Origin of the sequence: Micromonospora sp. NPDC047465 (assembly GCF_040643125.1) — a bacterium.
Classification (GTDB): Bacteria; Actinomycetota; Actinomycetes; order Mycobacteriales; family Micromonosporaceae; genus Micromonospora.
Genome location: NZ_JBEYTP010000014.1, coordinates 114,620 through 135,201 on the forward strand (window position 1 = coordinate 114,620; position 20,582 = coordinate 135,201).

At 72.4% G+C, this 20,582-nt stretch carries 18 protein-coding genes; 15 read left to right on the forward strand and 3 right to left on the reverse strand.

Going from position 1 to position 20,582, the window contains the following annotated elements; all coding sequences use genetic code 11:
- Positions 1 to 71: 71 nt before the first annotated feature.
- From ABZ793_RS15605 to ABZ793_RS15630, 6 genes are all read left to right on the forward strand, one after another.
- The gene (locus ABZ793_RS15605; RefSeq protein ID WP_357457286.1) at positions 72 to 1,079 is read left to right on the forward strand and encodes a hemolysin family protein; all 1,008 of its coding nucleotides are present in this window, start codon (positions 72 to 74) and stop codon (positions 1,077 to 1,079) included.
- A gap of 33 nt (positions 1,080 to 1,112) precedes the next feature.
- Complete coding sequence (trpS, locus tag ABZ793_RS15610; RefSeq protein ID WP_357457288.1) at positions 1,113 to 2,138, forward strand: tryptophan--tRNA ligase; 1,026 nt, start codon at positions 1,113 to 1,115, stop codon at positions 2,136 to 2,138.
- A 46-nt stretch (positions 2,139 to 2,184) separates the two neighbouring features.
- Positions 2,185 to 2,742, forward strand: a complete 558-nt coding sequence (locus ABZ793_RS15615) for a 2'-5' RNA ligase family protein (RefSeq protein ID WP_357457351.1) — start codon at positions 2,185 to 2,187, stop codon at positions 2,740 to 2,742.
- 121 nt (positions 2,743 to 2,863) lie between these two features.
- On the forward strand, positions 2,864 to 3,787 hold the full coding sequence (locus ABZ793_RS15620) for a YhjD/YihY/BrkB family envelope integrity protein (RefSeq protein WP_357457290.1): 924 nt from the start codon (positions 2,864 to 2,866) through the stop codon (positions 3,785 to 3,787).
- Positions 3,784 to 4,170 (forward strand): GntR family transcriptional regulator, encoded by a 387-nt coding sequence (locus ABZ793_RS15625; protein ID WP_357457292.1) that lies wholly within the window; start codon positions 3,784 to 3,786, stop codon positions 4,168 to 4,170. Before ABZ793_RS15620 ends, ABZ793_RS15625 begins: the two co-directional genes overlap by 4 nt.
- A 113-nt stretch (positions 4,171 to 4,283) precedes the next feature.
- Complete coding sequence (locus ABZ793_RS15630) at positions 4,284 to 4,727, forward strand: hypothetical protein (protein WP_357457294.1); 444 nt, start codon at positions 4,284 to 4,286, stop codon at positions 4,725 to 4,727.
- A gap of 181 nt (positions 4,728 to 4,908) precedes the next feature.
- On the opposite strand, the gene ABZ793_RS15635 is transcribed toward ABZ793_RS15630, so the two are convergent.
- Together ABZ793_RS15635 and ABZ793_RS15640 are read right to left on the reverse strand one after the other, a co-directional pair.
- Complete coding sequence (locus ABZ793_RS15635; RefSeq protein ID WP_357457296.1) at positions 4,909 to 6,543, reverse strand: glycoside hydrolase family 13 protein; 1,635 nt, start codon at positions 6,541 to 6,543, stop codon at positions 4,909 to 4,911.
- Positions 6,544 to 6,742: 199 nt separating this feature from the next.
- Entirely contained in the window at positions 6,743 to 7,834 is a 1,092-nt protein-coding gene (locus ABZ793_RS15640; RefSeq protein ID WP_357457298.1) for a LacI family DNA-binding transcriptional regulator, read from the reverse strand.
- A 201-nt stretch (positions 7,835 to 8,035) separates the two neighbouring features.
- Between ABZ793_RS15640 and ABZ793_RS15645 the strand changes: the two genes are divergently transcribed.
- From ABZ793_RS15645 to ABZ793_RS15660, 4 genes are all read left to right on the forward strand, one after another.
- Positions 8,036 to 9,289, forward strand: a complete 1,254-nt coding sequence (locus ABZ793_RS15645; protein WP_357457300.1) for a maltose ABC transporter substrate-binding protein — start codon at positions 8,036 to 8,038, stop codon at positions 9,287 to 9,289.
- Complete coding sequence (locus ABZ793_RS15650) at positions 9,289 to 10,929, forward strand: ABC transporter permease subunit (RefSeq protein ID WP_357457302.1); 1,641 nt, start codon at positions 9,289 to 9,291, stop codon at positions 10,927 to 10,929. Before ABZ793_RS15645 ends, ABZ793_RS15650 begins: the two co-directional genes overlap by 1 nt.
- A 5-nt stretch (positions 10,930 to 10,934) precedes the next feature.
- Positions 10,935 to 11,846 (forward strand): sugar ABC transporter permease, encoded by a 912-nt coding sequence (locus ABZ793_RS15655; RefSeq protein WP_357457353.1) that lies wholly within the window; start codon positions 10,935 to 10,937, stop codon positions 11,844 to 11,846.
- Positions 11,847 to 12,061: 215 nt separating this feature from the next.
- Positions 12,062 to 13,873: a glycoside hydrolase family 13 protein gene (locus tag ABZ793_RS15660; RefSeq protein WP_357457304.1), complete on the forward strand. Its 1,812-nt coding sequence runs from the start codon at positions 12,062 to 12,064 to the stop codon at positions 13,871 to 13,873.
- A 70-nt stretch (positions 13,874 to 13,943) separates the two neighbouring features.
- Here the strand turns inward: ABZ793_RS15660 and ABZ793_RS15665 are convergent, their stop codons facing one another.
- Positions 13,944 to 14,543, reverse strand: a complete 600-nt coding sequence (locus tag ABZ793_RS15665) for a TetR/AcrR family transcriptional regulator (RefSeq protein WP_357457306.1) — start codon at positions 14,541 to 14,543, stop codon at positions 13,944 to 13,946.
- Positions 14,544 to 14,632: 89 nt separating this feature from the next.
- Here ABZ793_RS15665 and ABZ793_RS15670 point away from each other — a divergent pair, with 89 nt between their 5' ends.
- From ABZ793_RS15670 to ABZ793_RS15690, 5 genes are all read left to right on the forward strand, one after another.
- Positions 14,633 to 15,685, forward strand: a complete 1,053-nt coding sequence (locus ABZ793_RS15670; protein WP_357457308.1) for a hypothetical protein — start codon at positions 14,633 to 14,635, stop codon at positions 15,683 to 15,685.
- A 46-nt stretch (positions 15,686 to 15,731) separates the two neighbouring features.
- A complete protein-coding gene (locus ABZ793_RS15675) occupies positions 15,732 to 16,073 on the forward strand; it encodes a hypothetical protein (RefSeq protein WP_350712072.1) in 342 nt (113 codons plus the stop codon).
- A gap of 277 nt (positions 16,074 to 16,350) precedes the next feature.
- Positions 16,351 to 17,415 (forward strand): BMP family ABC transporter substrate-binding protein, encoded by a 1,065-nt coding sequence (locus ABZ793_RS15680; protein ID WP_357457311.1) that lies wholly within the window; start codon positions 16,351 to 16,353, stop codon positions 17,413 to 17,415.
- Positions 17,416 to 17,680: 265 nt separating this feature from the next.
- The gene (locus ABZ793_RS15685; protein ID WP_357457355.1) at positions 17,681 to 19,171 is read left to right on the forward strand and encodes an ABC transporter ATP-binding protein; all 1,491 of its coding nucleotides are present in this window, start codon (positions 17,681 to 17,683) and stop codon (positions 19,169 to 19,171) included.
- 76 nt (positions 19,172 to 19,247) lie between these two features.
- Complete coding sequence (locus ABZ793_RS15690) at positions 19,248 to 20,579, forward strand: ABC transporter permease (RefSeq protein WP_357457313.1); 1,332 nt, start codon at positions 19,248 to 19,250, stop codon at positions 20,577 to 20,579.
- Positions 20,580 to 20,582: the final 3 nt, after the last annotated feature.

Consider the following 20,582-nt stretch of genomic DNA (forward strand, 5'->3'; position numbering starts at 1 on the left):
ACGAACTCTCATGTTCGAACAGAGGCGAACATGGCGCACCCGACGGCCCGGCGCTGTCTACCATCACTGTCATGCGGGAAGCGGGTGGTCCCGGGCCGCGTCGACGCGCCCGGACGCGACCGCGCCGCGAGCCGGGCCCGCTGGCCCGGGCCGTCGCCCGGATCGTGGTCCGCGCCGCCGACGGCGCCACCCGCGCGGTGACGGCCCTGCTCGGCGCCAGCCCCGCGGCCGGCCGGGAGCGGATCAGCGAGGCGGAGCTGCGCGACCTGGTCGCCGCCAACACCCTGCTCGACCCGGTCGAGCGCCGGATCATCGACGAGGTGCTGGTCGCCGGCGCGAGCCTGGTCCGCGAGGTGATGATGCCCCGCACCGAGGTGGTCTTCCTCTCCGCCCGGCTGACCATCGCCGAGGCGGAGCGGCTGGTCCGGGCCGAGACGCACACCCGCTACCCGGTCGTCGACGGCACCCACGACGACGTGGTCGGCTTCGTGCACCTGCGCGACGTGCTGCTACGCCCCGACCTCGACCCCTGCACCACCGTCGGCGAGCTGACCCGGGAGGTGAAGCGGCTGCCCGGCAGCAAGCGGGTGCTCGCCGCGCTCAGCGAGATGCGCCGGGAGCGCCACCACCTCGCCGTGGTGGTCGACGAGTACGGCGGCACCGCCGGCATCGTCACCCTGGAGGACCTGATCGAGGAGCTGATCGGGGAGATCCACGACGAGTACGACACCGCCCCCGACCCGGTGCACGCCGGCCTGCCCGCCGTGGTGGACGGCCGGCTCAACCTCGCCGACTTCGCCGAGCGCACCGGGGTGACCCTGCCCCCGGGGCCGTACGAGACGGTGGGCGGCTTCGTGATGGCGGCGCTCGGCCGGCTCCCGGTCGTCGGTGACGAGGTGCCGGTGGCCGGCGGCCCGGCAGCCGACGACCCGCCCGGCGGCTGGCTGCTGCGGGTACACACGCTGGAGGGCCGCCGGGTGGCCCGGCTCACCGTCGCTGCCGTGCGCGTGCCGGAACCCCGGCGCGAGGTCACCGCTCCGGCGCCGGTGGGTCCGAGCCGACCCGCCGGCCCGTCATGACGTACGCCAGGCGTTGCTGACAGAATTGCCGGCATGTCCGACGTTCCCGCCCGCCCCCGCGTCTTCTCCGGCATCCAGCCGACGGCCGACTCGTTCCACCTCGGCAACTACCTGGGCGCGGTGCGGCACTGGGTGGCCCTGCAGGACACCCACGACGCGTACTACTGCGTGGTCGACCTGCACGCGATCACCGCCGGCCACGACCCGAAGGTGCTCACGCAGCGTTCCCGGCTGGCCGCCGCGCAGTTGTTCGCCGTGGGTCTCGACCCGGAGCGCAGCACGCTGTTCGTGCAGTCGCAGGTGCCCGAGCACCCGATGCTCGCCTGGGTCCTGGGCTGCATCACCGGGTTCGGCGAGGCGAGCCGGATGACCCAGTTCAAGGACAAGTCGCAGAAGCAGGGCGGCGAGCGGGCCAGCGTCGGCCTGTTCACCTACCCGATCCTCCAGGCCGCCGACATCCTGCTCTACCAGGCCCACGCCGTGCCGGTGGGCGAGGACCAGCGCCAGCACCTGGAACTCTCCCGCGACCTGGCCCAGCGGTTCAACTCGCTGTTCGGGCAGACCTTCACCGTTCCCGCGCCGCACATCGTCAAGGACACCGCGAAGATCACCGACCTGCAGGACCCGACGGCGAAGATGTCGAAGTCGTCGTCCTCGCCCGCCGGCATCATCGACCTGCTGGAGGACCCGGCCCGCTCGGCCAAGAAGATCCGCTCGGCGGTCACCGACACCGGCCGGGAGATCGTCTTCGACGCCGAGACCAAGCCGGGCGTCTCCAACCTGCTCACCATCTACTCCGCCCTCACCGGGCGGAGCATCGACGACCTGGTGGCCGCGTACGCCGGCAAGGGCTACGGCGACCTGAAGAAGGACCTCGCCGAGGTGGTGCGGGAGTTCGTCACGCCGATCCAGGAGCGCACCCGGACCTACCTCGACGACCCGGCGCAGCTGGACAAGCTGCTCGCCGCCGGCGCGGAGAAGGCCCGGGCGGTCGCCGCGGCGACGCTGCGAACCGCGTACGAGCGGGTGGGCTTCTTCCCGCCGGTGCGCGGCGAGTAGCGCCGCGGCGCGACGGGTGAGGGTGGACGGGTCGGTGGCCGGAGGGATGGCGCGGAGCGTGGATCGCAGGGACGGGGCGCCGGACGCCGGTGACACCATCCAGATCGGCATCGCGGTGGACATCCCGGAGCCGTGGGGCGGCACGCTCACCCGACGCCGGGTCGAGGCCGGCGACCCCCAGGTCGTGCCCGCGCACGTGACCCTGCTCGGGCCGACCGAGATCCCGGTGGCGGCGCTGCCGACGGTGGAGCGGCACCTCACCACGGTCGCCGCCGCCCACCTGCCCTTCACGCTGCACCTGCGGGGCACCGGCACGTTCCGGCCGGTGACCCAGGTGGTCTTCGTGGCGGTGGCGGCCGGGATCAGCGAGTGCGAGCTGCTCGCCGCCGCGATCAGCGCCGCCCCGGAGCTGCGCCGCGAGGCGCGCTTCCCGTACCACCCGCACGTCACCGTCGCGCAGGACGTCGCGCCGGAGGCGCTGGACAAGGCGTACGAGGACCTGGCCGACTTCTCCGCGATGTTCGAGGTGGAGGCGTTCACCCTCTTCTCGCACAGCGGGCAGACCCGGTGGCAGCCGCGCCGGGACTTCCGGCTGGGCGGCTGACCCCGTCCGGCCGGCGCGTCGGGGCGGCCGGGGCGACGACGCCGACCGGGTGACGCGCCGGCGGGCTAGGGCCGGCGGCAGGTTGCCCCCGTGACGGCGATAGATCGGCGAGGATGACGGCGTGAACGTGTGGGGCCGCATCGAGGCGGGCGTCGACCGCCGGATCAGCGCCGCGCGCCGCCGGTCCGGTGTCGTCGACCACCTGTGGCGGGCCGGCGCGCTCTACGCCGAGGTGCTGGGCGGGCGGCTGGCCGCGGCGATCGCCTACTACGGCTTCTTCGCGGTGTTCGCGCTCGCGCTGGTCGCGTACTCGATCTTCGGGGCCATCCTGGAGGACAACGACGAGGTCAGCGCCGCCGCCGCCGGCTTCCTGCGGGAGAACCTGCCGTTCCTCGACCCGGTGCAGATCGCCGAGAGCAGCGGCACGGTCGGGGTGGTCGGCCTGATCATCCTCGTCCTGACCGGCATCGGCTGGGTGGAGGCCATCCGCTCCTCACAGCGGCTGATGTACGGGCTCAACCAGCAGCCCGGCAACCTGGTGGTGCGCCGCCTGGTCGACCTGGGCGTGCTGCTCGTCGTCTTCGTGCTGCTCGGCGTCTCGGTGGCGGCGGTGGACGCGCTGGAGTCGCTGCTGCGCTTCCTGCTGCGCAGCACCGGCTCGGTCGGCCTGACCACGGTCAGCGCGGTGCTCAGCGTGCTGGTCAACGCGGTGCTGGCCACCCTGCTGCTGGTGGCGGTGCCGAGGTTGCGGATGAGCCGGGTCCGGCTGCGCCCGGTGGTGCTGCTCGTCGCGGTCGGCATCACGCTGCTGAACACCGTCGGGCGCTACTACGTCGTGCGCACCGAGCGCAATCCGGCGTACACGGTGGTGGCGGGCGCGGTGGGGCTGTTGCTCTACCTCTACCTGCTCAACCAACTGGTGCTCTTCGGCGCGGCGCTCGCCGCGACGAGCCGGCGCGGCCGGGTGGTGGACCTGGCGGAGAGCCCGCCGCCGGCCGACCTCGACGCGGACACGGATCCCGGCGCCCCCGGCGGGGCCGGATGAACGGGGGAGCGGGCGTGCGGATCTCGGTGGACCCGGGCTCGGCGGTGCCGCCGTACGAGCAGGTGCGCGGGCAGCTCGCGGAGCTGATCGGGACGGGCCGGCTGGCGGTCGGCACCCGGCTGCCGACGGTGCGGCAGTTCGCGGCGGACCTCGGGCTGGCGGTCAACACGGTGGCCCGGGCCTACCGGGAGCTGGAGGCGGCCGGCCTGCTGGAGACCCGGGGCCGGCACGGCACTTTCGTCGCACCTGGCCGCGATGATGCGCTGGACCGGTTGCAGCGGGTGGCGGCCGACTACGCCGCCGAGGCCGCCCGGTTGGGGGTGCCGCCGTCGGCGGCGCTCGCCCTGGTCCGCGCGGCCCTGGACGCGGCGCGGCCGGGCTGACGGCGCGACGGCGGAGGCGGGTGGCCGCGCCGGACGAGGATCCGGCCGTCACGGTGACGGCGATTGAGCCGAATGCCACCCGCGTTTCCGGTGGGACGGACGATGATGGGCGCGTGGGCGCACTCGTGACACTGGACCTGCCGGAAGACTCCCCGATGCTCGGCCTGCCGTGGATCATCACCTTCGGCCCGCTCGGCGACGCCGACGAGTGGGAGCCGGTGGTCTGCGGCCCCTACGAGCGACCGCACGCCCTCGCGCTGGCCGAGGCGGTGGTCGCCGAGGAGCAGCTGATGGCGGTGGTCGAGCCGCTGCTGCCGGCGGTGTCGGCGGAGGAGATCCGGGGCGAGATCGCCGCCGCGCAGGTCGCCGCCGAGGACGAGTCGGCGCGGATCGAGGAGGCCGACCTCTACGGCGAATTCGAGGACACCATCGACGAGGAACTCGAGGCGGCGGCTGCGGAGGAGCACCGCACCGAGCCGCTCGCCCCGCCCAGCGAGGCCGAGCTGCGGGCCGGCTTCAGCCGCATCGCCGCGAAGCTCACCGGCGGCGCCGCCTGAGCCGACCGGCGGAGACCCGGGCGGCCGGGGCGACACCTGTCCGGGATGGACGCCGGCGCCCCGGGGAGCGGACTCCACGAGGCGCCGGCGCCACCTCACCCCCCACCACAAGGGGTCGGTGGCCCAGCCGCCCGTCGGCGCGGGGCACAACGGACGACCAGGTCGATGACGGGTTACCCGCTCAGCGCCGTTCGAACCAGGCAGCCGCGTCGACCGGGAGCAGGTGACCCGTGCCCTGGCCGGTGAGCGCCTCGCTGGCGGCGATCGGCTCGCCGTACCCGTCGATCAGGGCCGGGGCACCGCTGATGTTGACCACGCAGGTCAGCACGGTGTCGCCGGCGGCGCGGCTGAAGGCGAGCACACCCGGCCCGGTCTCCAGCCAGGTGACCCCGCCCGCGTCGGCGGCCAGCGCCGGGTGCGCGTGGCGGATCCGCAGGGCGGTGCGGTAGAGCTCCAGCGTCGAGCCGGGCACGCCGGACTGGGCGGCGACCGAGAGGGCACGCCAGGTCGCCGGGGCCGGCAGCCAGCTCAGCTCGCTGCCCTCCGGCCCGAAGCCGTACGGGGCGAGCTCGCCGCTCCACGGGATCGGCACCCGGCAGCCGTCCCGGCTCTCGCCGGTGCGCAGGAACGCCGGGTCCTGGCGCAGTTCGTCCGGCAGGTCGAGCACCTCCGGCAGCCCCAGCTCCTCGCCCTGGTAGACGTAGGCACAGCCGGGCAGGGCGAGCATCAGCAGGGTGGCGGCCCGCGCCCGGCGCAGCCCCTCGGCGCCGTCGCCGTAGCGGGTGACGTGCCGCTGCTTGTCGTGGTTCGAGAGCACCCAGGTCGTCGGCGCGCCGACGATGGCCGACTCGGCGAGCGCGGTGTCGATCACCTTGCGGAACGATTCGGCCGACCACGTCGCGTCGAGGAAGTCGAAGCTGAACGCCTGGTGCAGCTCGTCGGGGCCGATGTAGCGGGCCAGCCGCTGCGGGGTCTCTGCCCACGCCTCGGCGACGGCCATCCGGCCGCCGGGGTAGCTGTCCAGGATCGGCCGCCAGGCGCGGTAGATCTCGTGCACCTCGTCCTGGTCGAAGTAGGGGAGCCGGCCCTTGCCGAGCAGCTCCACCTGGCGCTGCCCCGTGGTCATCGTGCTGAAGCCGACGTCGGGCAGGCCCTCGGCCTTGATCATGCCGTGCGCCACGTCGATCCGGAAGCCGTCCACGCCCCGGTCCAGCCAGAAGCGCAGGATGTCCTCGAACTCGGCGCGGACCTCCGGGTGGCGCCAGTTCAGGTCCGGCTGCGCCGGGTCGAACAGGTGCAGGTACCACTGGCCGTCGGCCACCCGCGTCCAGGCGGGGCCGCCGAAGATGCTCTCCCAGTCGTTCGGGGGCAGCTCGCCGTCCGCGCCCCTGCCGTCGGCGAAGAGGTAGCGCTCGCGCTCGGCGGAGCCCGGGCCGGCGGCCAGGGCGGCCTGGAACCACGGGTGCCGGTCGGAGGTGTGATTGGGCACCAGGTCGACGATGATCCGCAGGCCGAGCGCGTGCGCGTCGGTGATCATCGCGTCGAAGTCGGCGAGGGTGCCGAACATCGGGTCGACGTCGCGGTAGTCGGCGACGTCGTAGCCGCCGTCGACCATCGGGGAGGTGTAGAAGGGGGTCAGCCAGAGCGCGTCCACGCCGAGGTCGCGCAGGTACGGCAGGCGCTCGCGGATGCCCTGCAGGTCGCCGATCCCGTCACCGTTGGAGTCGGCGAAGCTGCGGACGTAGACCTGGTAGACGACCGCGGAACGCCACCAGTCGTCGTCGGAGGTCAGCGGCGTGGGGTTGCTGACGGTCATCGGAGGCGGTTCCCCGTTCTGTGACGCGCGGGACAGCACACCCGGTGCGGTGCGGGTGGAAGGCGCGGTCTGAGCAGGATGCCGCCCGGTGCTGCAAGAGTCAAGCATTTCTTGCGCAAGGGATGGCCCCGGTCACGCCGGGCGGGCGCCCACGGCCGGTCCGCCCGGGTCCCGGGCGGGCGGCAGCCGAGGCGGGCGGTCAGGCGGGGACGGCGAGCGCGGGCGGCGCGGGGCGCTGGCGGCCCGGGGCGCCGCCGCTGGCCGGGCGGGTGCCGTCGGCCGGGGCGACCGCGGTGGAGCCGCGCACCACCAGCTCGGGCCGGAACACGTACTCCGAGTGCGGGGCGGCGTGCCCGTTGATCTCGTCGACCAGGGCCCGGACGGCGGCGACCGCCATCGCGGCCACCGGCTGGCGCATGGTGGTCAGCGGCGGGTCCGTGAAGGCCATCAGCGGGGAGTCGTCGTAGCCGACCACCGAGAGGTCGGTCGGCACGGACAGGCCGCGCTGCCGGGCGGCCCGGATCGCGCCGAGCGCCATCAGGTCCGAGCCGCAGACGATGCCGGTGACGCCCCGGTCCAGCAGTCGCGCGGCGGCCGCCTCGCCACCCTCCACACCGAACAGGGAGAGCTCGGCCAGTTCGCCGAGGTCCGCCTCGGCCGCGCCGGCCAGCCGGCCCATCGCGGCCCGGAAGCCGGCCACCCGCCGCTGCACCGGCACGAACCGGTCCGGGCCGGTGATCAGGCCGATGCGGCGGTGCCCGAGCGCCACCAGGTGGGCCACGGCCAGTTCGGTGGCCTCGCCGTCGTCGCAGGAGACGAAGGGGGCGGGGATGCCCGGCGCGTACCCGTTGATCATGACGATGGGCAGCGGACGGGCGATCAGGGCGCGGTACCTGTCGTGGTTGGCGGCGGTGTCGGCGTGCAGGCCGGAGACGAAGACGATCCCGGAGACCTGCCGGTCCAGCAGCATCTCGACGTACTCGTCCTCGGTGACTCCGCCCGGCGTCTGGGTGCACAGCACCGGGGTGAACCCGCTCTGCGCCAGCGTCGACTCGATCACCTGGGCGAACGCGGGGAAGATCGGATTGTCCAGTTCGGGCACCACCAGGCCCACCAGGCCGGCGCTGCGCTTGCGCAGCCGGGCGGGGCGCTCGTAGCCGAGCACGTCGAGGGCGGTCAGGACGGCCTGCCGGGTCTCGGGGGCCACGCCTGGGCGGTCGTTGAGCACCCGCGACACCGTGGCCTCGCTGACTTCGGCCTGCTGGGCGATGTCGGACAGTCGAGCGCGCATGGCCCGCACTTTAGCTCACGAGCAAGATCTTGCGTACACTCCTGCAAGCCCTTCCATTCTCTGAAACCCCTTGCTAACGTCCCCGCAACACGCGAGAGCAGCGGCGCAGCACATCGGGCGCCGGTTTGGCAAGAATTTACAGAGGTTTCCACTGGTGGGTCGCCCTTCCCCCGGCGGGCCGCCATGACGACAGGAGTACCGATGCGCATCCGTACCGCGGGTGTGGTCGCCGTCCTCGGCCTGGCGCTCGCCGCCTCCGGCTGCGGCAGCGACAGCAGCGACGAGCCGGCCGCGAAGGAATCCACCAAGGCCGCCACCGGCGGCAAGCTGGTGATCTGGGCCGACGACAAGCGCACCGCCGCCCTCAAGCCGTTCGCCGAGAAGTTCGGCCAGGAGAACGGCGTCACGGTCGAGGTCCAGGCCGTCTCCAAGGACCTCCAGACCAACTTCGTCACCGCCTCGCAGCAGGGCAGCGGCCCGGACGTCGTGGTCGGCGCGCACGACTGGATCGGCAACCTCGTCCAGAACGGCGCCATCGACCCGGTGCAGCTCGCCGCCGAGCAGAAGAGCGGCTTCAACGAGACCGCCGTCAAGGCCGTGACCTTCAACGGCCAGCTCTACGGCGTGCCCTACGCCATGGAGAACCTGGCGCTGATCCGCAACACCGAGCTGGCCCCCGAGGCGCCGAAGACGATCGAGGACCTGGTCGCCGCCGGCAAGAAGCTCAAGGCCGAGAAGAAGGCCAGCGAGATCCTCTGCCTCCAGTCCGGCCAGAACGGCGACGCGTACCACATCTACCCGCTCTACACCTCCGGTGGCGGGTACCTCTTCGGCACCGCCGCCAACGGCGACTACGACCCGAAGGACCTGGGCGTCGGCAAGCCGGAGTCGATCGAGGCGTTCAAGAAGATCGCCGCGCTCGGTGAGAAGGGCGAGGGCGCGCTGAAGCGGTCGATCACCCCCGAGAACTCGATCGCCACCTTCACCGGCAAGAAGTGCGCGTTCCTGGTCTCCGGCCCGTGGGCCGTCGCGGACGCCAAGAAGGCCAACATCAAGTACGACATCTCCCCGGTCCCCGGCTTCGCCGGTGGCAAGGAGGCCCAGCCGTTCGTGGGCGTCCAGGCGTTCTACGTGGCGTCGAAGGGCAAGAACAAGGCCCTGGCCCAGGAGTTCGTGGCCAACCACGTCACCACCCCCGAGCTGGCCGTGGTGCTCTACAACGCCGAGCCCCGCCCGCCGGCGCTGACCGCCGCGCTGGACCAGGTCAAGGGCACCGACCCGGACCTGGCCAAGTTCCAGGAGGCCGGCAAGAACGGTCAGGTGCTCCCGGCGATCCCCGCCATGGCCACCATCTGGGACCCGTTCGGTAAGGCCGAGGCCGCCATCATCGGCGGCGCCGACCCGACCAAGACGATCACCGCGGCCGGCAAGACCATCTCCGGCCAGATCAAGTAATGAGCACGTCGCTGTCCGGCCCGGGACCTGCCACACAGGACCCGGGCCGGGAGCCCGTCGGCTCCGGGCTCCCGCGCCCGTCCCGCACCGCGCGGCACCACGCGCCGATCACCGCGACCGGTCTGCTCGTCAAGGTGATCCTGCTCGGCCTGACCGCCGGGATCGCGATCTGGGCGGCCTTCCCGCTCGTCGAGGCGGAGAAGTGGATCGGGCTGGCAGTTCTGGCCGCCACCACCGCCGGGCTGTTCTACCTCTACCTGACCCGGCGGCACATCCCGGCGAAGTACCTGGTCCCCGGCACGCTCTTCCTGATCGCGTTCCAGGTGGTCCCGGTGCTCTACACGGCGAGCACCGCCTTCACGAACTTCGGCGACGGTCACCGCGGCACCAAGGACGAGGCCGTCGTCGCCATCCAGACCGCCTCGGTCAAGCAGGTGCCCGGCTCCGCCGAGTACGCCCTGTCGATCGCCACCAAGGGCGACCCGGCGACCGGGCCGCTCGTCTTCCTGGTCTCCGACCCGGCCACCGGCGTGGTCTCGGCCGGCGACGGCGGGGGGCTGCGCCAGCTCGACGCCGGCCAGGTCACCGTCGCGCCCGGCGGCAGAGTCACCGCCGCCGAGGGCTACACCGTGCTCAACTTCGGTCAGGCCAGCGCGCGCAGCCAGGAGATCACCGACCTGGTGGTGCCGACCTCCGGGGGCGCGCTGCGCTCCGCCGGCCTGTCCCGCGCCTACGAGGGCAAGGCGGTCCGGGCGTACGACGCCGGCTGCGACTGCATCAGGGACACCGAGACCGGCCGGACCTGGACAGCGGACGAGGAGACCGGCGCCTTCGTCGCCGCCGACGGCGAGCGGCTGGCCCAGGGCTGGAAGGTCACCGTCGGGCTCAAGAACTTCTCCCGGGTGCTCACCGACCCGGCCATCTCCGGGCCGTTCTTCGGCACCCTGCTGTGGAACTTCGCCTTCGCGATCGGCTCGACCGGCGGCACGTTCCTGCTGGGCATGTTCATCGCCCTGGCGCTGCACTCGCCCCGGATGCGGGGCACCAACCTCTACCGGGTCCTGCTGATCCTGCCGTACGCCATGCCGTCCTTCGCGATGCTGCTGGTCTGGCGGGACATGTTCAACACGGACTTCGGCCTGATCAACAACCTGTTCGGGATCGGGGTGGACTGGTTCGGCCAGGAGTGGTCGGCCCGGATCGCGGTGATCCTGGTGCAGCTCTGGCTGGGCTACCCGTACATGTTCCTGGTCGCCACAGGCGCGTTGCAGGCCATCCCGAAGGAGTTGACCGAGGCGACGTCGGTCGACGGCGCGTCGCCCTGGCAGTCGTTCCGGTCGGTCACCCTGCCGCTGCTGCTGGTCGCGCTCTCCCCGCTGCTGATCGCGTCGTTCGCGTACAACTTCAACAACTTCAACGCGATCTACCTGACCACCGAGGGTGGCCCCTTCCCGGCGGACAACCCGACCGCGGGGGCGACCGACCTGCTCATCACGTACACCTACCGGCTGGCCTTCGGCGCCCAGGGAGCCCAGTTCGGCCTGGCGGCCGCGGTGTCGATCTTCATCTTCACCATCGTCGCGGTGGTCTCGGCGGTGAGCTTCCGGCGCACCCGCAAGCAGGAGGAGGTGTACTCGTGACCTCGCTGCACGGCAATTCGGTCGCGGGCGGCGGCACCGGCGCCGCCCCGGCCGCCAACCGCAACGCGGGCCGCAACCGGTGGTTCGCCCAGGTCGGCTGGCGCCACCTCGTCGGCGTGCTGGCGGTCGTGTTCAGCCTCTTCCCGATCCTTTTCGTGCTCTCGGCCGCGCTCAACCCGCTCGGCACGCTCTCCTCGACCGAGCTGGTGCCGACCGGCGCGTCCTTCGACAACTTCGTGGACCTGTTCGACCGCACCGCGTTCGGGTGGTGGTTCGTCAACTCGCTGCTGATCGCCGGGGTGGCCTCGTTCGCGTCGGTCTTCCTGTCGGCGCTGGCGGCGTACGCCTTCTCGCGGATGCGGTTCTCCGGGCGGCGCGTCGGGCTGCTGTCGCTCCTGCTGATCCAGATGTTCCCGCAGTTCCTGGCGATCGTGGCGATCTTCCTGATCTTCACCACGATCACCGACCTCTGGCCGGCGATCGGCTTCAACACGCCGTGGGGTCTGCTGCTGCTCTACCTGGGCGGCGCGCTCGGCGTGAACACCTGGCTGATGAAGGGCTTCTTCGACACGCTCCCCCGGGAGCTGGACGAGTCGGCCACGATGGACGGCGCCACGCACGCCCAGGTCTTCTTCCGGATCATGCTGCCGCTGGTGGCGCCGATCCTGGCGGTGACCGGCCTGCTCGCCTTCATCGGCACCATCAACGAGTTCCTGATGGCGAACGTCTTCCTGACCAACAGCGAGTCCAAGACCCTCGCGGTCGGCATGTTCGGTCTGGTGGCCGGGGAGCGGAACAACAACTTCGGCATCTTCGCGGCGGGCACCCTGCTCACCGCCATTCCCACGGTGCTGGTCTTCCAACTGGTCCAGCGCTACATCGTCTCCGGCCTCACCGCCGGAGCTGTCAAGGGATGAATCGGATGGGTGGCCGCCCTCCCGCGGAGGGCAAGGTCAGCGTGCCGACCCCGTCGGCCGCCTGATCCCCCCACCCGATCTCCCGTTCGCTGCGGCAAGGGCGTCGGCGTCCGACGTACACCGGAGCAGTCGCGGGTCGACCGCCGCGGTCGGGAAACCGGCCGCGGCGGGTGCCCCCTTTCTCTCCCCGTCCGATCGACGCGAAAGGCACCGCCATGTCCCTGTTGCCGCACCACGACGGATCCGCCCTGTACGTCCCCGAGCAGGAGCCCTCGCTCGGCGACACCGTCGACGTCTTCGTCCGGGTGCCGGCCGGCGCCGACGTCCGCCAGGTGCACGTGCGCACCACCGGCGACGGTGAGCCCCGGTTCACCGAGGCGGTCGTCGACCGCACCGACGGCGACGACGTCTGGTGGCGGGTGCCGGTCGAGGCCCGCAACCCGGTCAGCAACTACCGGTTCATGCTCACCGGCCGCCGTGGCTACCGCTGGCTGAACGCCGCCGGCGTGGCGCACCACGACGTGCCGGACAACGGCGACTTCAAGCTGGTCACGTACGCTCCGCCGCCGGCCTGGGCCCGGGACGCGGTGATCTACCAGATCTTCCCGGACCGGTTCGCCCGCTCCGCCGCCGCCGACGGGCGCGACCTGCCGGACTGGGCGATCCCGTGCGACTGGGACACCCCGGTGATCGGGCGCGGCCCGGAGACCCCCTACCAGTTCTACGGCGGCGACCTGGACGGCGTCACCGGGCGGCTGGACCACCTGGACCGGCTCGGCGTGAACACCGTCTACCTGACGCCGATCTTCCCGGCCCGCTCCAACCACCGCTACGACGCGTCCAGCTTCGACACCGTCGATCCGCTGCTCGGCGGGAACGCCGCGCTGGCCCGGCTCGCCGACGCCGTACGCGCCCGCGGCTGGCGGCTGCTCGGCGACATCACCAGCAACCACACCGGCGACGCGCACGAGTGGTTCACCCGGGCCGCCTCGGACGTGTCCGCGCCGGAGCGGGAGCTGTACTACTTCGACGAGGTGACCGGCGACTACGAGTCCTGGAACGGGGTCAAGTCGCTGCCGAAGCTGAACTGGGGCAGCGCCGAGCTGCGCCGGCGCTTCGCCACCGCCGAGGGCTCGCTGCTGCGCCGCTGGCTGCGCCCACCGTACGGGCTGGACGGCTGGCGGGTGGACGTGGCGAACATGACGGGGCGGCGGGGCGCCGACGCGTACACCCACGAGGTGGCGGCGCTGCTGCGCCGGGTGGTCGCCGAGACCCGCGCCGACGGCCTGCTGCTGGCCGAGCACGGCCACGACCACACCGGCGACCTGGACCGCGACGGCTGGCACGGGACGATGAACTACGTCGGCTTCACCGACCCCGTCTGGTCCTGGCTGCGGCACGGCGACGACCCGCTGCCGAACTTCCTCGGCACCCCCGGCGGCGTGCTGCGGCGGGACGCCGGCGCCGTGCTGGCCACCATGAACGCCTACCGGTCGCTGGTCTCGTGGCGGTCGTACACGCACTCGTGGCAGCTGCTCGGCTCGCACGACTCGGCCCGGATCCGCACCGTGGTCGGCGACGCCGCGCGGCAGGAGGTCGCCGCCGGTCTGCTCGCCACCATGCCGGGCACCCCGGTGATCTTCGCCGGCGACGAGCTGGGCCTGACCGGCACCAACGGGGAGGGCTCCCGGACCCCGATGCCGTGGCACCGGCCCGAGACCTGGGACGAATCGACGTTCGCCGGCTACCGGGCGCTGGTCGCGCTGCGCCGCGCCGAGCCCGCGCTGCGCCACGGCGGCCTGCGCTGGCTGCACCACGACGCGGACACCCTGGTCTTCCTGCGGGAGGCGGCGGCCGGCAGCGTGCTGGTGCTGGCCCGCCGGGCCGCCGGCGCTCCGGTCCGCCTGGCCGGGCTGCGGGCGGCGGAGAACGTCTACGGGGGTGCCCCCGCGCTCCGCCCCGACCCGGACGGCACGGTCACCCTGCCCGCCGACGGCCCCACCTTCCAGGCCTGGCGCCTCTCCTGACGCGGGGCCGCCCGCGCCCCGCCCTGCCCCGTGCGCGCCGCCGCGCCGGGGCGGGGTGGGTAGGGGTCGGTCAGGGGGCGAGGAGGGCGCGGACGCCGGCGAGGTAGGTGGCGCGGTCCGGGCGGCCGGTGAGGAGCCGCTGGAGGAACCAGCCGATGACCAGGGCGAAGAGGCCGGCGGCGACCGCCTCCGGGTCGGCGTCGGCGGCCACCTCGCCGGTGCCCTGGGCGCGCCGGACGAGCGCCTCGAAGTGGCGGCGGATGCCGTCGTACTTGCCGGCCACGAACTCGGCCAGCACCGGGTCCCGCTGCGCCTCGCCCCAGACCTGGATCGCGATCCGTAGGGCGCCGTCGTCGCCGGTCTGCGTCTCCACGTACGCCAGCGCGCGGTCGAGCGCCTCGACCAGGGGGAGTGGTGGCTCCCGCCGGAGCAGGTCGTCGAGGACGACTCCGGCGCCGCCGACCGCCTCCTCGGCGATCGCGTTGATCAGATCCGCCTTGCTCGGGAAGTAGCGGTAGACGGCGCCCACGGAGAGACCGGCCTCGGCGATCACGTCCTGCATCGTCGTGCGGTGGAAGCCCTCCCGCAGGAAGCACCGGCGGGCCGCGTCGACGATCTGGCGGCGACGGGCGGCGAGGTGTTCCGGGGAGACGCGGGGCACGGGACACATCGTAAATCGAACGTTCGTTCTTGACAGTCGCGCACCACGGCGGCAGCCTGGAATCCTAAAAGAATGAGCGTTCGTTTTAGGAGGCTCCCATGTCGACCCGCACCCCGCCGCCCCTGCCGGCCGCCCTCGGTGTCGCCGCCCTGGCGGCGGTCCTGCTGGCGCTGCTCGTACCCCTCTTCGCGGCTCCGGCCGTCAACCTGGCGCCGCGCGACCTGCCCGTGGCGGTCGCGGGCCCGGCGCCCGTCACCGGCGACCTCGCCGCCCGGCTCGCCGCCGCGCGGCCGGGAGCCTTCGACGTGACCACCCTCCCGGACGCCGCGGCAGCCGACCGGGCCCTGCGCGACCGACAGGTGTACGCGGCGTTCGTCGCCGGCCCCGAGGGCGTCGCCCTGCACACCGCGCCGGCCGCGAGCCCGACGGTCGCCGCGCTGCTCACCGAGGCGGCCGCCCAACTCGCCGCCGGCCGCCCGGTGTCGGTGGTCGAGGTGGTCCCCGCCGCCCCGGACGACCCCCGGGGCGCCGGGTTCGCCGCCGGTTTCCTGCCGTTCGCGATGGCGAGCATGCTGGCCGGAGCGCTGCTGACCCTCCTGGTCGCCGGCCGGGGTGCCCGACTGCTCGGCCTGGTGGTCTTCGGCGTCCTCGCCGGGGGCGCCGGCGTGGCCGTGCTGCACGGCTGGCTCGGCGTGCTCGACGGCGACCCGCTCGCCGAGGCGGCGGCGGTCGGGCTCTTCGCGCTGGCCGCCGCGGCCACGGTGGCGGGTCTCGGGGCGCTGCTCGGCCGGCCGGGCCTCGGCCTGGGCGCACTGCTGGTCTTCCTGGTCGGCAACCCGCTCTCGGCGGTCAGCGGGGCGCCCGAGCTGCTGCCGCAGCCGTGGGGCGCGGTCGGTCAGTTCCTGCCGGTGGGCGCCGGCGGCACCCTGCTGCGCTCGGTGGCCTTCTTCGACGGCGCCGGGTCCGCCCGGTCGCTCGCCGTCCTCGCCGGGTACGCGCTGGTCGGGCTGGTGCTGGTCCTGGTGGGCCGCCGGCCCTCCGGCGCCACCGCGGCCGGATCGCCGCGCCCGGTCGCCGCCGGATCGCCGCGCCCGGTCGCCGCCGGGTCGCCGCGCCCGGTCGGCCCCCGGGCGGTGGCTGACACGCCCTGAACCGCCCCGCTACTACGGTCCGTCGTTGGTGGGGGAGGATGTGCGCGTGGAAGCTCTCAGACTGATACTGCGCTACGTCCATCTGATCGGTTTCGCCCTGCTGCTCGGCGGCGCGATCGTCCAGTACATCAGCGGAAAGCTGCGGATCAACCCGGCCATGCTCTGGGGGTCCGTGATCATGCTGCTGACCGGCATCGGCCTCTCCGCGCCGCTGCGCGACGGCAACGAGCCGGACCCGGCCAAACTTGTTACCAAGTTGGTGCTCGCCCTGCTGATCTTCGTCATGGTCTTCTTTTCCCGGAAGCGCGACGTGGTCAACCGCGGCCATTTCCTTGCGATCGTCGGGTTGACCCTGGTCAACGCGGCAGTGGCGGTCTTCTGGCGGTAACGTCTCCGCCAGGGGCCGCCCCGGAAAAACGGACGTTTCCGCGACGCCCCGGTGCTCACCTACCAGCACTCAGAGTGATCTGCCCCACCTAAGGGTTACGTAGGGGTAACAGGCGCTCAACGTTCGTGCACGATTGTCGGCCGGTGGGTGGGCGCGGGCGTACGCTCCCGTCCGTAACGTGGGACGCCGGCGGCGCAGCGCAGCCGGCTCATAGGGCTGCCACCGTGCAGGACGCGGTGTGCAATGGGAAGGAGACGTCTTGCGCTCGGTGCGTGGGATGCGGATTGCCTCGGTCTTCGCGGTGGGTGGGCTCGTGCTGAGCGCCGCCGCGTGCGGTGAGGCTCCCGAGGACAGCAACAACGCCGGCAGCGGCGACAAGAAGTACAGCGCCTGCATGGTGACCGACGTCGGCGGCATCGACGACAAGTCGTTCAACACCTCGGCGTGGCAGGGCCTCGAGGCGGCCAAGAAGGCCAACGACAACATCGACATCAAGTATGTCGCGTCGAAGGCCGAGGCCGACTACGAGGTCAACCTGACCCAGTACGTCAACCAGAAGTGCGACTTCATCCTGGCCGTCGGCGGCCTGATGGGTGACGCCACCTCCAAGATCGCCAAGGCGAACCCGAACCAGCAGTTCGGCATCGTCGACGCGAAGCTGCCGGAGAGCAACGTCTACCCGATGCAGTTCGACACCGCCCAGGCCGGCTTCCTCGCCGGTTACCTGGCCGCCGGCATGACCAAGACCGGCACGGTGGGCACCTACGGCGGCATGAAGATCCCGCCGGTCACCATCTTCATGGACGGGTACGTCGACGGCGTCGCCCACTACAACAAGACGAAGAGCAAGACCGTCAAGGTCATCGGCTGGGACAAGGCCACCCAGAACGGCTCCTTCACCAACGACTTCGTCAAGCAGGACGAGGGCAAGAAGGTCAGCGACGCGCTGGTCGCCCAGCAGGCCGACATCATCATGCCGGTCGCCGGCGGCTCTGGCCTCGGCACCACCGGCGCGGCCAAGGCGTCGGGCGGCAAGTACAACACCATCTGGGTGGACGTCGACGGCTGCGAGAGCACCCCGGACTGCTCGGCCATCATCACCACCGTCGAGAAGAACATCCCGGAGGCCGTCAAGGAGGCCGTCGTCAAGGCCGCCAACGGCGAGAAGCTCTCGCACGACCCGGGCTACCTGGGCAACCTCGCCAACAACGGCGTCGGGCTCGCCCCGTACCACGAGTTCGACAGCAAGGTCCCGGCCGAGCTGAAGGCGGAGATCGACAAGCTGAAGGCGGACATCGCCGCCGGCACCGTCACCGTCACCTCCGCAGCCCAGCCGAAGTGAGGCACCGCCGGCCCACCCCGGTGAGACGATCACCCGGGTAGGGCCGGCGAGCGGTACAGCACGACGTTCCGGCCGTCCCGGCGTCGCGGGGAACCCCCACGGCGCCGGGGCGGCCGATCCGCTCCACCCCCGACGGCGGCCCCGCGCCGCGAGCGGTCCCCCGGCAGCTACGCTGCACCATCGCTTCGCACTCCAGGAGGTTGCGCTGAGACTCGAACTGCGCGGCATCACCAAGCGGTTCGGTGATCTGGTCGCCAACGACCACATCGACCTGACGGTGGAGCCTGGAGAGATCCACGCCCTGCTCGGCGAGAACGGCGCGGGCAAGTCGACCCTGATGAACGTGCTCTACGGGCTCTACCAGCCCGACGAGGGCGAGATCCTGGTCGACGGCGAGCCGTTGAAGCTGCGGGGGCCCTCCGACGCGATCGCGGCGGGGATCGGCATGGTGCACCAGCACTTCATGCTGGTGCCGGTCTTCACCGTCGCCGAGAACATCATGCTCGGCGCCGAGCAGGTCCGGGGCGGCATCGCCGGCTTCCTGGACCGGCGGCGGGCCCGGCGCGAGGTCGCCGAGGTCTCGGAGCGCTACAACCTGCGGGTCGACCCGGACGCGGTGATCGAGGACCTGCCGGTCGGCATCCAGCAGCGGGTGGAGATCGTCAAGGCGCTCACCCGCGACGTCGACCTGCTCATCCTCGACGAGCCGACGGCGGTGCTCACCCCGCAGGAGACCGAGGAACTGCTCACCGTCATGCGGTCGCTCAAGGCCGCCGGCAAGTCGATCGTCTTCATCACGCACAAGCTGGGCGAGGTCAAGGCGATCGCCGACCGGATCACCGTCATCCGGCGCGGGAAGACCGTCGGCACCGCCTCGCCCGAGGCCAGCCGGGACGAGCTGGCCGCCCTCATGGTCGGCCGCAGCGTCCGGCTCACCGTGGAGAAGGAGCCGGCCACCCCCGGCAAGCCGATCCTGGAGGTCGCCGGCCTGGTCGTCGACGACGACCGGCAGATCCGGGCGGTCGACGGGATCGACCTGACCGTACGCGCGGGCGAGGTGCTCGGCGTGGCGGGCGTGCAGGGCAACGGCCAGACCGAGCTGATCGAGGCGATCATGGGGCTGCGCCCGACGCTCGCCGGCACGATCACGCTCGACGGGCAGCAGGTCAACGGCTGGTCGACCAAGAAGGTGCTCCGCGCCGGCGTCGGCTACGTGCCGGAGGACCGCAGCGTCGACGGCGTGGTCAAGGAGTTCTCCGTCGCGGAGAACCTGGTGCTCGACATCTACGACCGGCCGCCCTTCGGCAAGGGTCTGGCGCTCAAGCCGGACGCCATCGTGAAGTCGGCGAAGGAGCGGATCGCGCAGTTCGACGTCCGCACCTCCTCGGCCGACGCGCCGGTCGGCACTCTCTCCGGCGGCAACCAGCAGAAGGTGATCGTGGCCCGGGAGCTGTCCCGGCCGCTGAAGCTCTTCATCGCCGCCCAGCCGACCCGGGGCGTCGACGTCGGGTCCATCGAGTTCATCCACAGCCGGGTCATCCGCGAGCGGGACGTCGGCACCGCCGTCATGGTGGTCTCCAGCGAACTCGACGAGGTGATCGGCCTGGCCGACCGGATCGCCGTGATGTACCGCGGCCGGATCATCGGCATCGTCGGCCCGGACACCCCGCGCGAGGAGATCGGCCTGCTGATGGCCGGCATCACCCCCGACACGGCCGCGGCTGCCGAGGGCCCTGGTAGCGAGGACGAGGCATGAGCGAGCGAAGCGAGCGAATCATCAGGCTCTGTGCGGTGATGCCTCATGGCGGCACGGAGCGAAGCGGAGTGCCGGCATGAGCAACCCGAACCCCCCGTCGGGCTCCCCGGACAAGGAGCCGGCGACCGAGGCGCAGGCCGCGCAGACCGCGCTCGGCAACACCGAGCGCGCCGAGGCGGCCACCTCCCCGAAGCAGCCGGCCCCGGAGGCGAAGCCCTCGCTGGGGCGGCTGTTCCTGGACAACCTCTGGGCCGCCAACACCTTCACGGTGACCCTGCTGTCGCTGGTCCTGGCGATGCTCGTCGGCGCCGTGTTGATGATCGTCTCCGACCCCGAGGTGCTGGCCACCTACAGCTACATCACCGCCCGGCCGTCCGACGCGCTCAACGCGAGCTGGGCGCTGGTCAGCGAGGCGTACGGCAACCTGTTCAAGGGCGCCGTCTTCGACCCCGAGGCGGTCGGCTTCCAGGCCGTGATGAGCCCGATCTCCGAGACGCTCACCTACACCGCGCCGCTGGTCTTCACCGGCCTGTCGGTGGCGCTGGCGTTCCGGGGCGGCCTGTTCAACATCGGCGCCCAGGGCCAGGCCACGATGGGCGTGATCCTGGCCGCGCTGGCCGGCTTCCTGCTGCCGCTGCCGCCCGGCCTGCACCTGCTCGTCGCGGTGCTCGCCGGCGCGCTCGGCGGTGCGATCTGGGGCTTCATCCCGGGCATCCTCAAGGCGCGCGCCGGCGCCCACGAGGTGATCAACACGATCATGCTCAACTACATCGCCACGTACTTCCTGACCTGGATCATCGTGCAGAACGGCATCCAGGACCCGAACCGTACGGACGCGATCAGCAAGCCGGTCGACCCGTCGGCCCAGCTGCCCCGGCTGCTCGGCGACGGGCTGCGGGTGCACGCCGGCATCATCCTGGCGGTGCTGGCCACCTGGGCCGTCTGGTGGCTGCTGAACCGCTCCACGCTCGGCTTCGAGCTGCGCGCGGTGGGCGCCAACCCGGACGCCGCCCGGACCGCCGGCATCAGCGTCACCCGGACGTACGTCCTGATCATGGTCTTCGCCGGGATCCTGGCCGGCCTCGGCGGCTCGAACATGGTGCTCGGCACCACCGCCAGCGCGCTGACCCCGCTGGTGGTCGCGCAGATCGGCTTCGACGGCATCCTGGTGGCGCTGCTCGGCCGGGTGAAGCCGTGGGGCGTGGCGCTGGCCGCGCTGCTCTTCGGCGCGCTCCAGGCCGGCGGCAACCGGATGCAGTCGTACTCGGGGATCTCGCTGGAGCTGGTCACCGTGCTCCAGGCGCTGATCGTCATCTTCATCGCCGCGCCGGCCCTGGTGAAGGCGATCTTCCAGCTCCGGGCCGCCCGCGCCGCCCGGTTGCAGACGAGCCTGGCGAAGGGCTGGTAACTC

Coding starts and splice junctions, on each gene's coding strand:
- ABZ793_RS15690 (WP_357457313.1), top strand. CDS start 19,248: ATGAGCAACCCGAACCCCCCGTCGGGCTCCCCGGACAAGGAGCCGGCG.
- ABZ793_RS15605 (WP_357457286.1), top strand. CDS start 72: ATGCGGGAAGCGGGTGGTCCCGGGCCGCGTCGACGCGCCCGGACGCGA.
- ABZ793_RS15615 (WP_357457351.1), top strand. CDS start 2,185: ATGGCGCGGAGCGTGGATCGCAGGGACGGGGCGCCGGACGCCGGTGAC.
- ABZ793_RS15660 (WP_357457304.1), top strand. CDS start 12,062: ATGTCCCTGTTGCCGCACCACGACGGATCCGCCCTGTACGTCCCCGAG.
- ABZ793_RS15635 (WP_357457296.1), bottom strand. CDS start 6,543: ATGACCGTCAGCAACCCCACGCCGCTGACCTCCGACGACGACTGGTGG.
- ABZ793_RS15650 (WP_357457302.1), top strand. CDS start 9,289: ATGAGCACGTCGCTGTCCGGCCCGGGACCTGCCACACAGGACCCGGGC.
- ABZ793_RS15680 (WP_357457311.1), top strand. CDS start 16,351: ATGCGGATTGCCTCGGTCTTCGCGGTGGGTGGGCTCGTGCTGAGCGCC.
- ABZ793_RS15670 (WP_357457308.1), top strand. CDS start 14,633: ATGTCGACCCGCACCCCGCCGCCCCTGCCGGCCGCCCTCGGTGTCGCC.
- trpS (WP_357457288.1), top strand. CDS start 1,113: ATGTCCGACGTTCCCGCCCGCCCCCGCGTCTTCTCCGGCATCCAGCCG.
- ABZ793_RS15625 (WP_357457292.1), top strand. CDS start 3,784: ATGAACGGGGGAGCGGGCGTGCGGATCTCGGTGGACCCGGGCTCGGCG.
- ABZ793_RS15665 (WP_357457306.1), bottom strand. CDS start 14,543: ATGTGTCCCGTGCCCCGCGTCTCCCCGGAACACCTCGCCGCCCGTCGC.
- ABZ793_RS15640 (WP_357457298.1), bottom strand. CDS start 7,834: ATGCGCGCTCGACTGTCCGACATCGCCCAGCAGGCCGAAGTCAGCGAG.
- ABZ793_RS15645 (WP_357457300.1), top strand. CDS start 8,036: ATGCGCATCCGTACCGCGGGTGTGGTCGCCGTCCTCGGCCTGGCGCTC.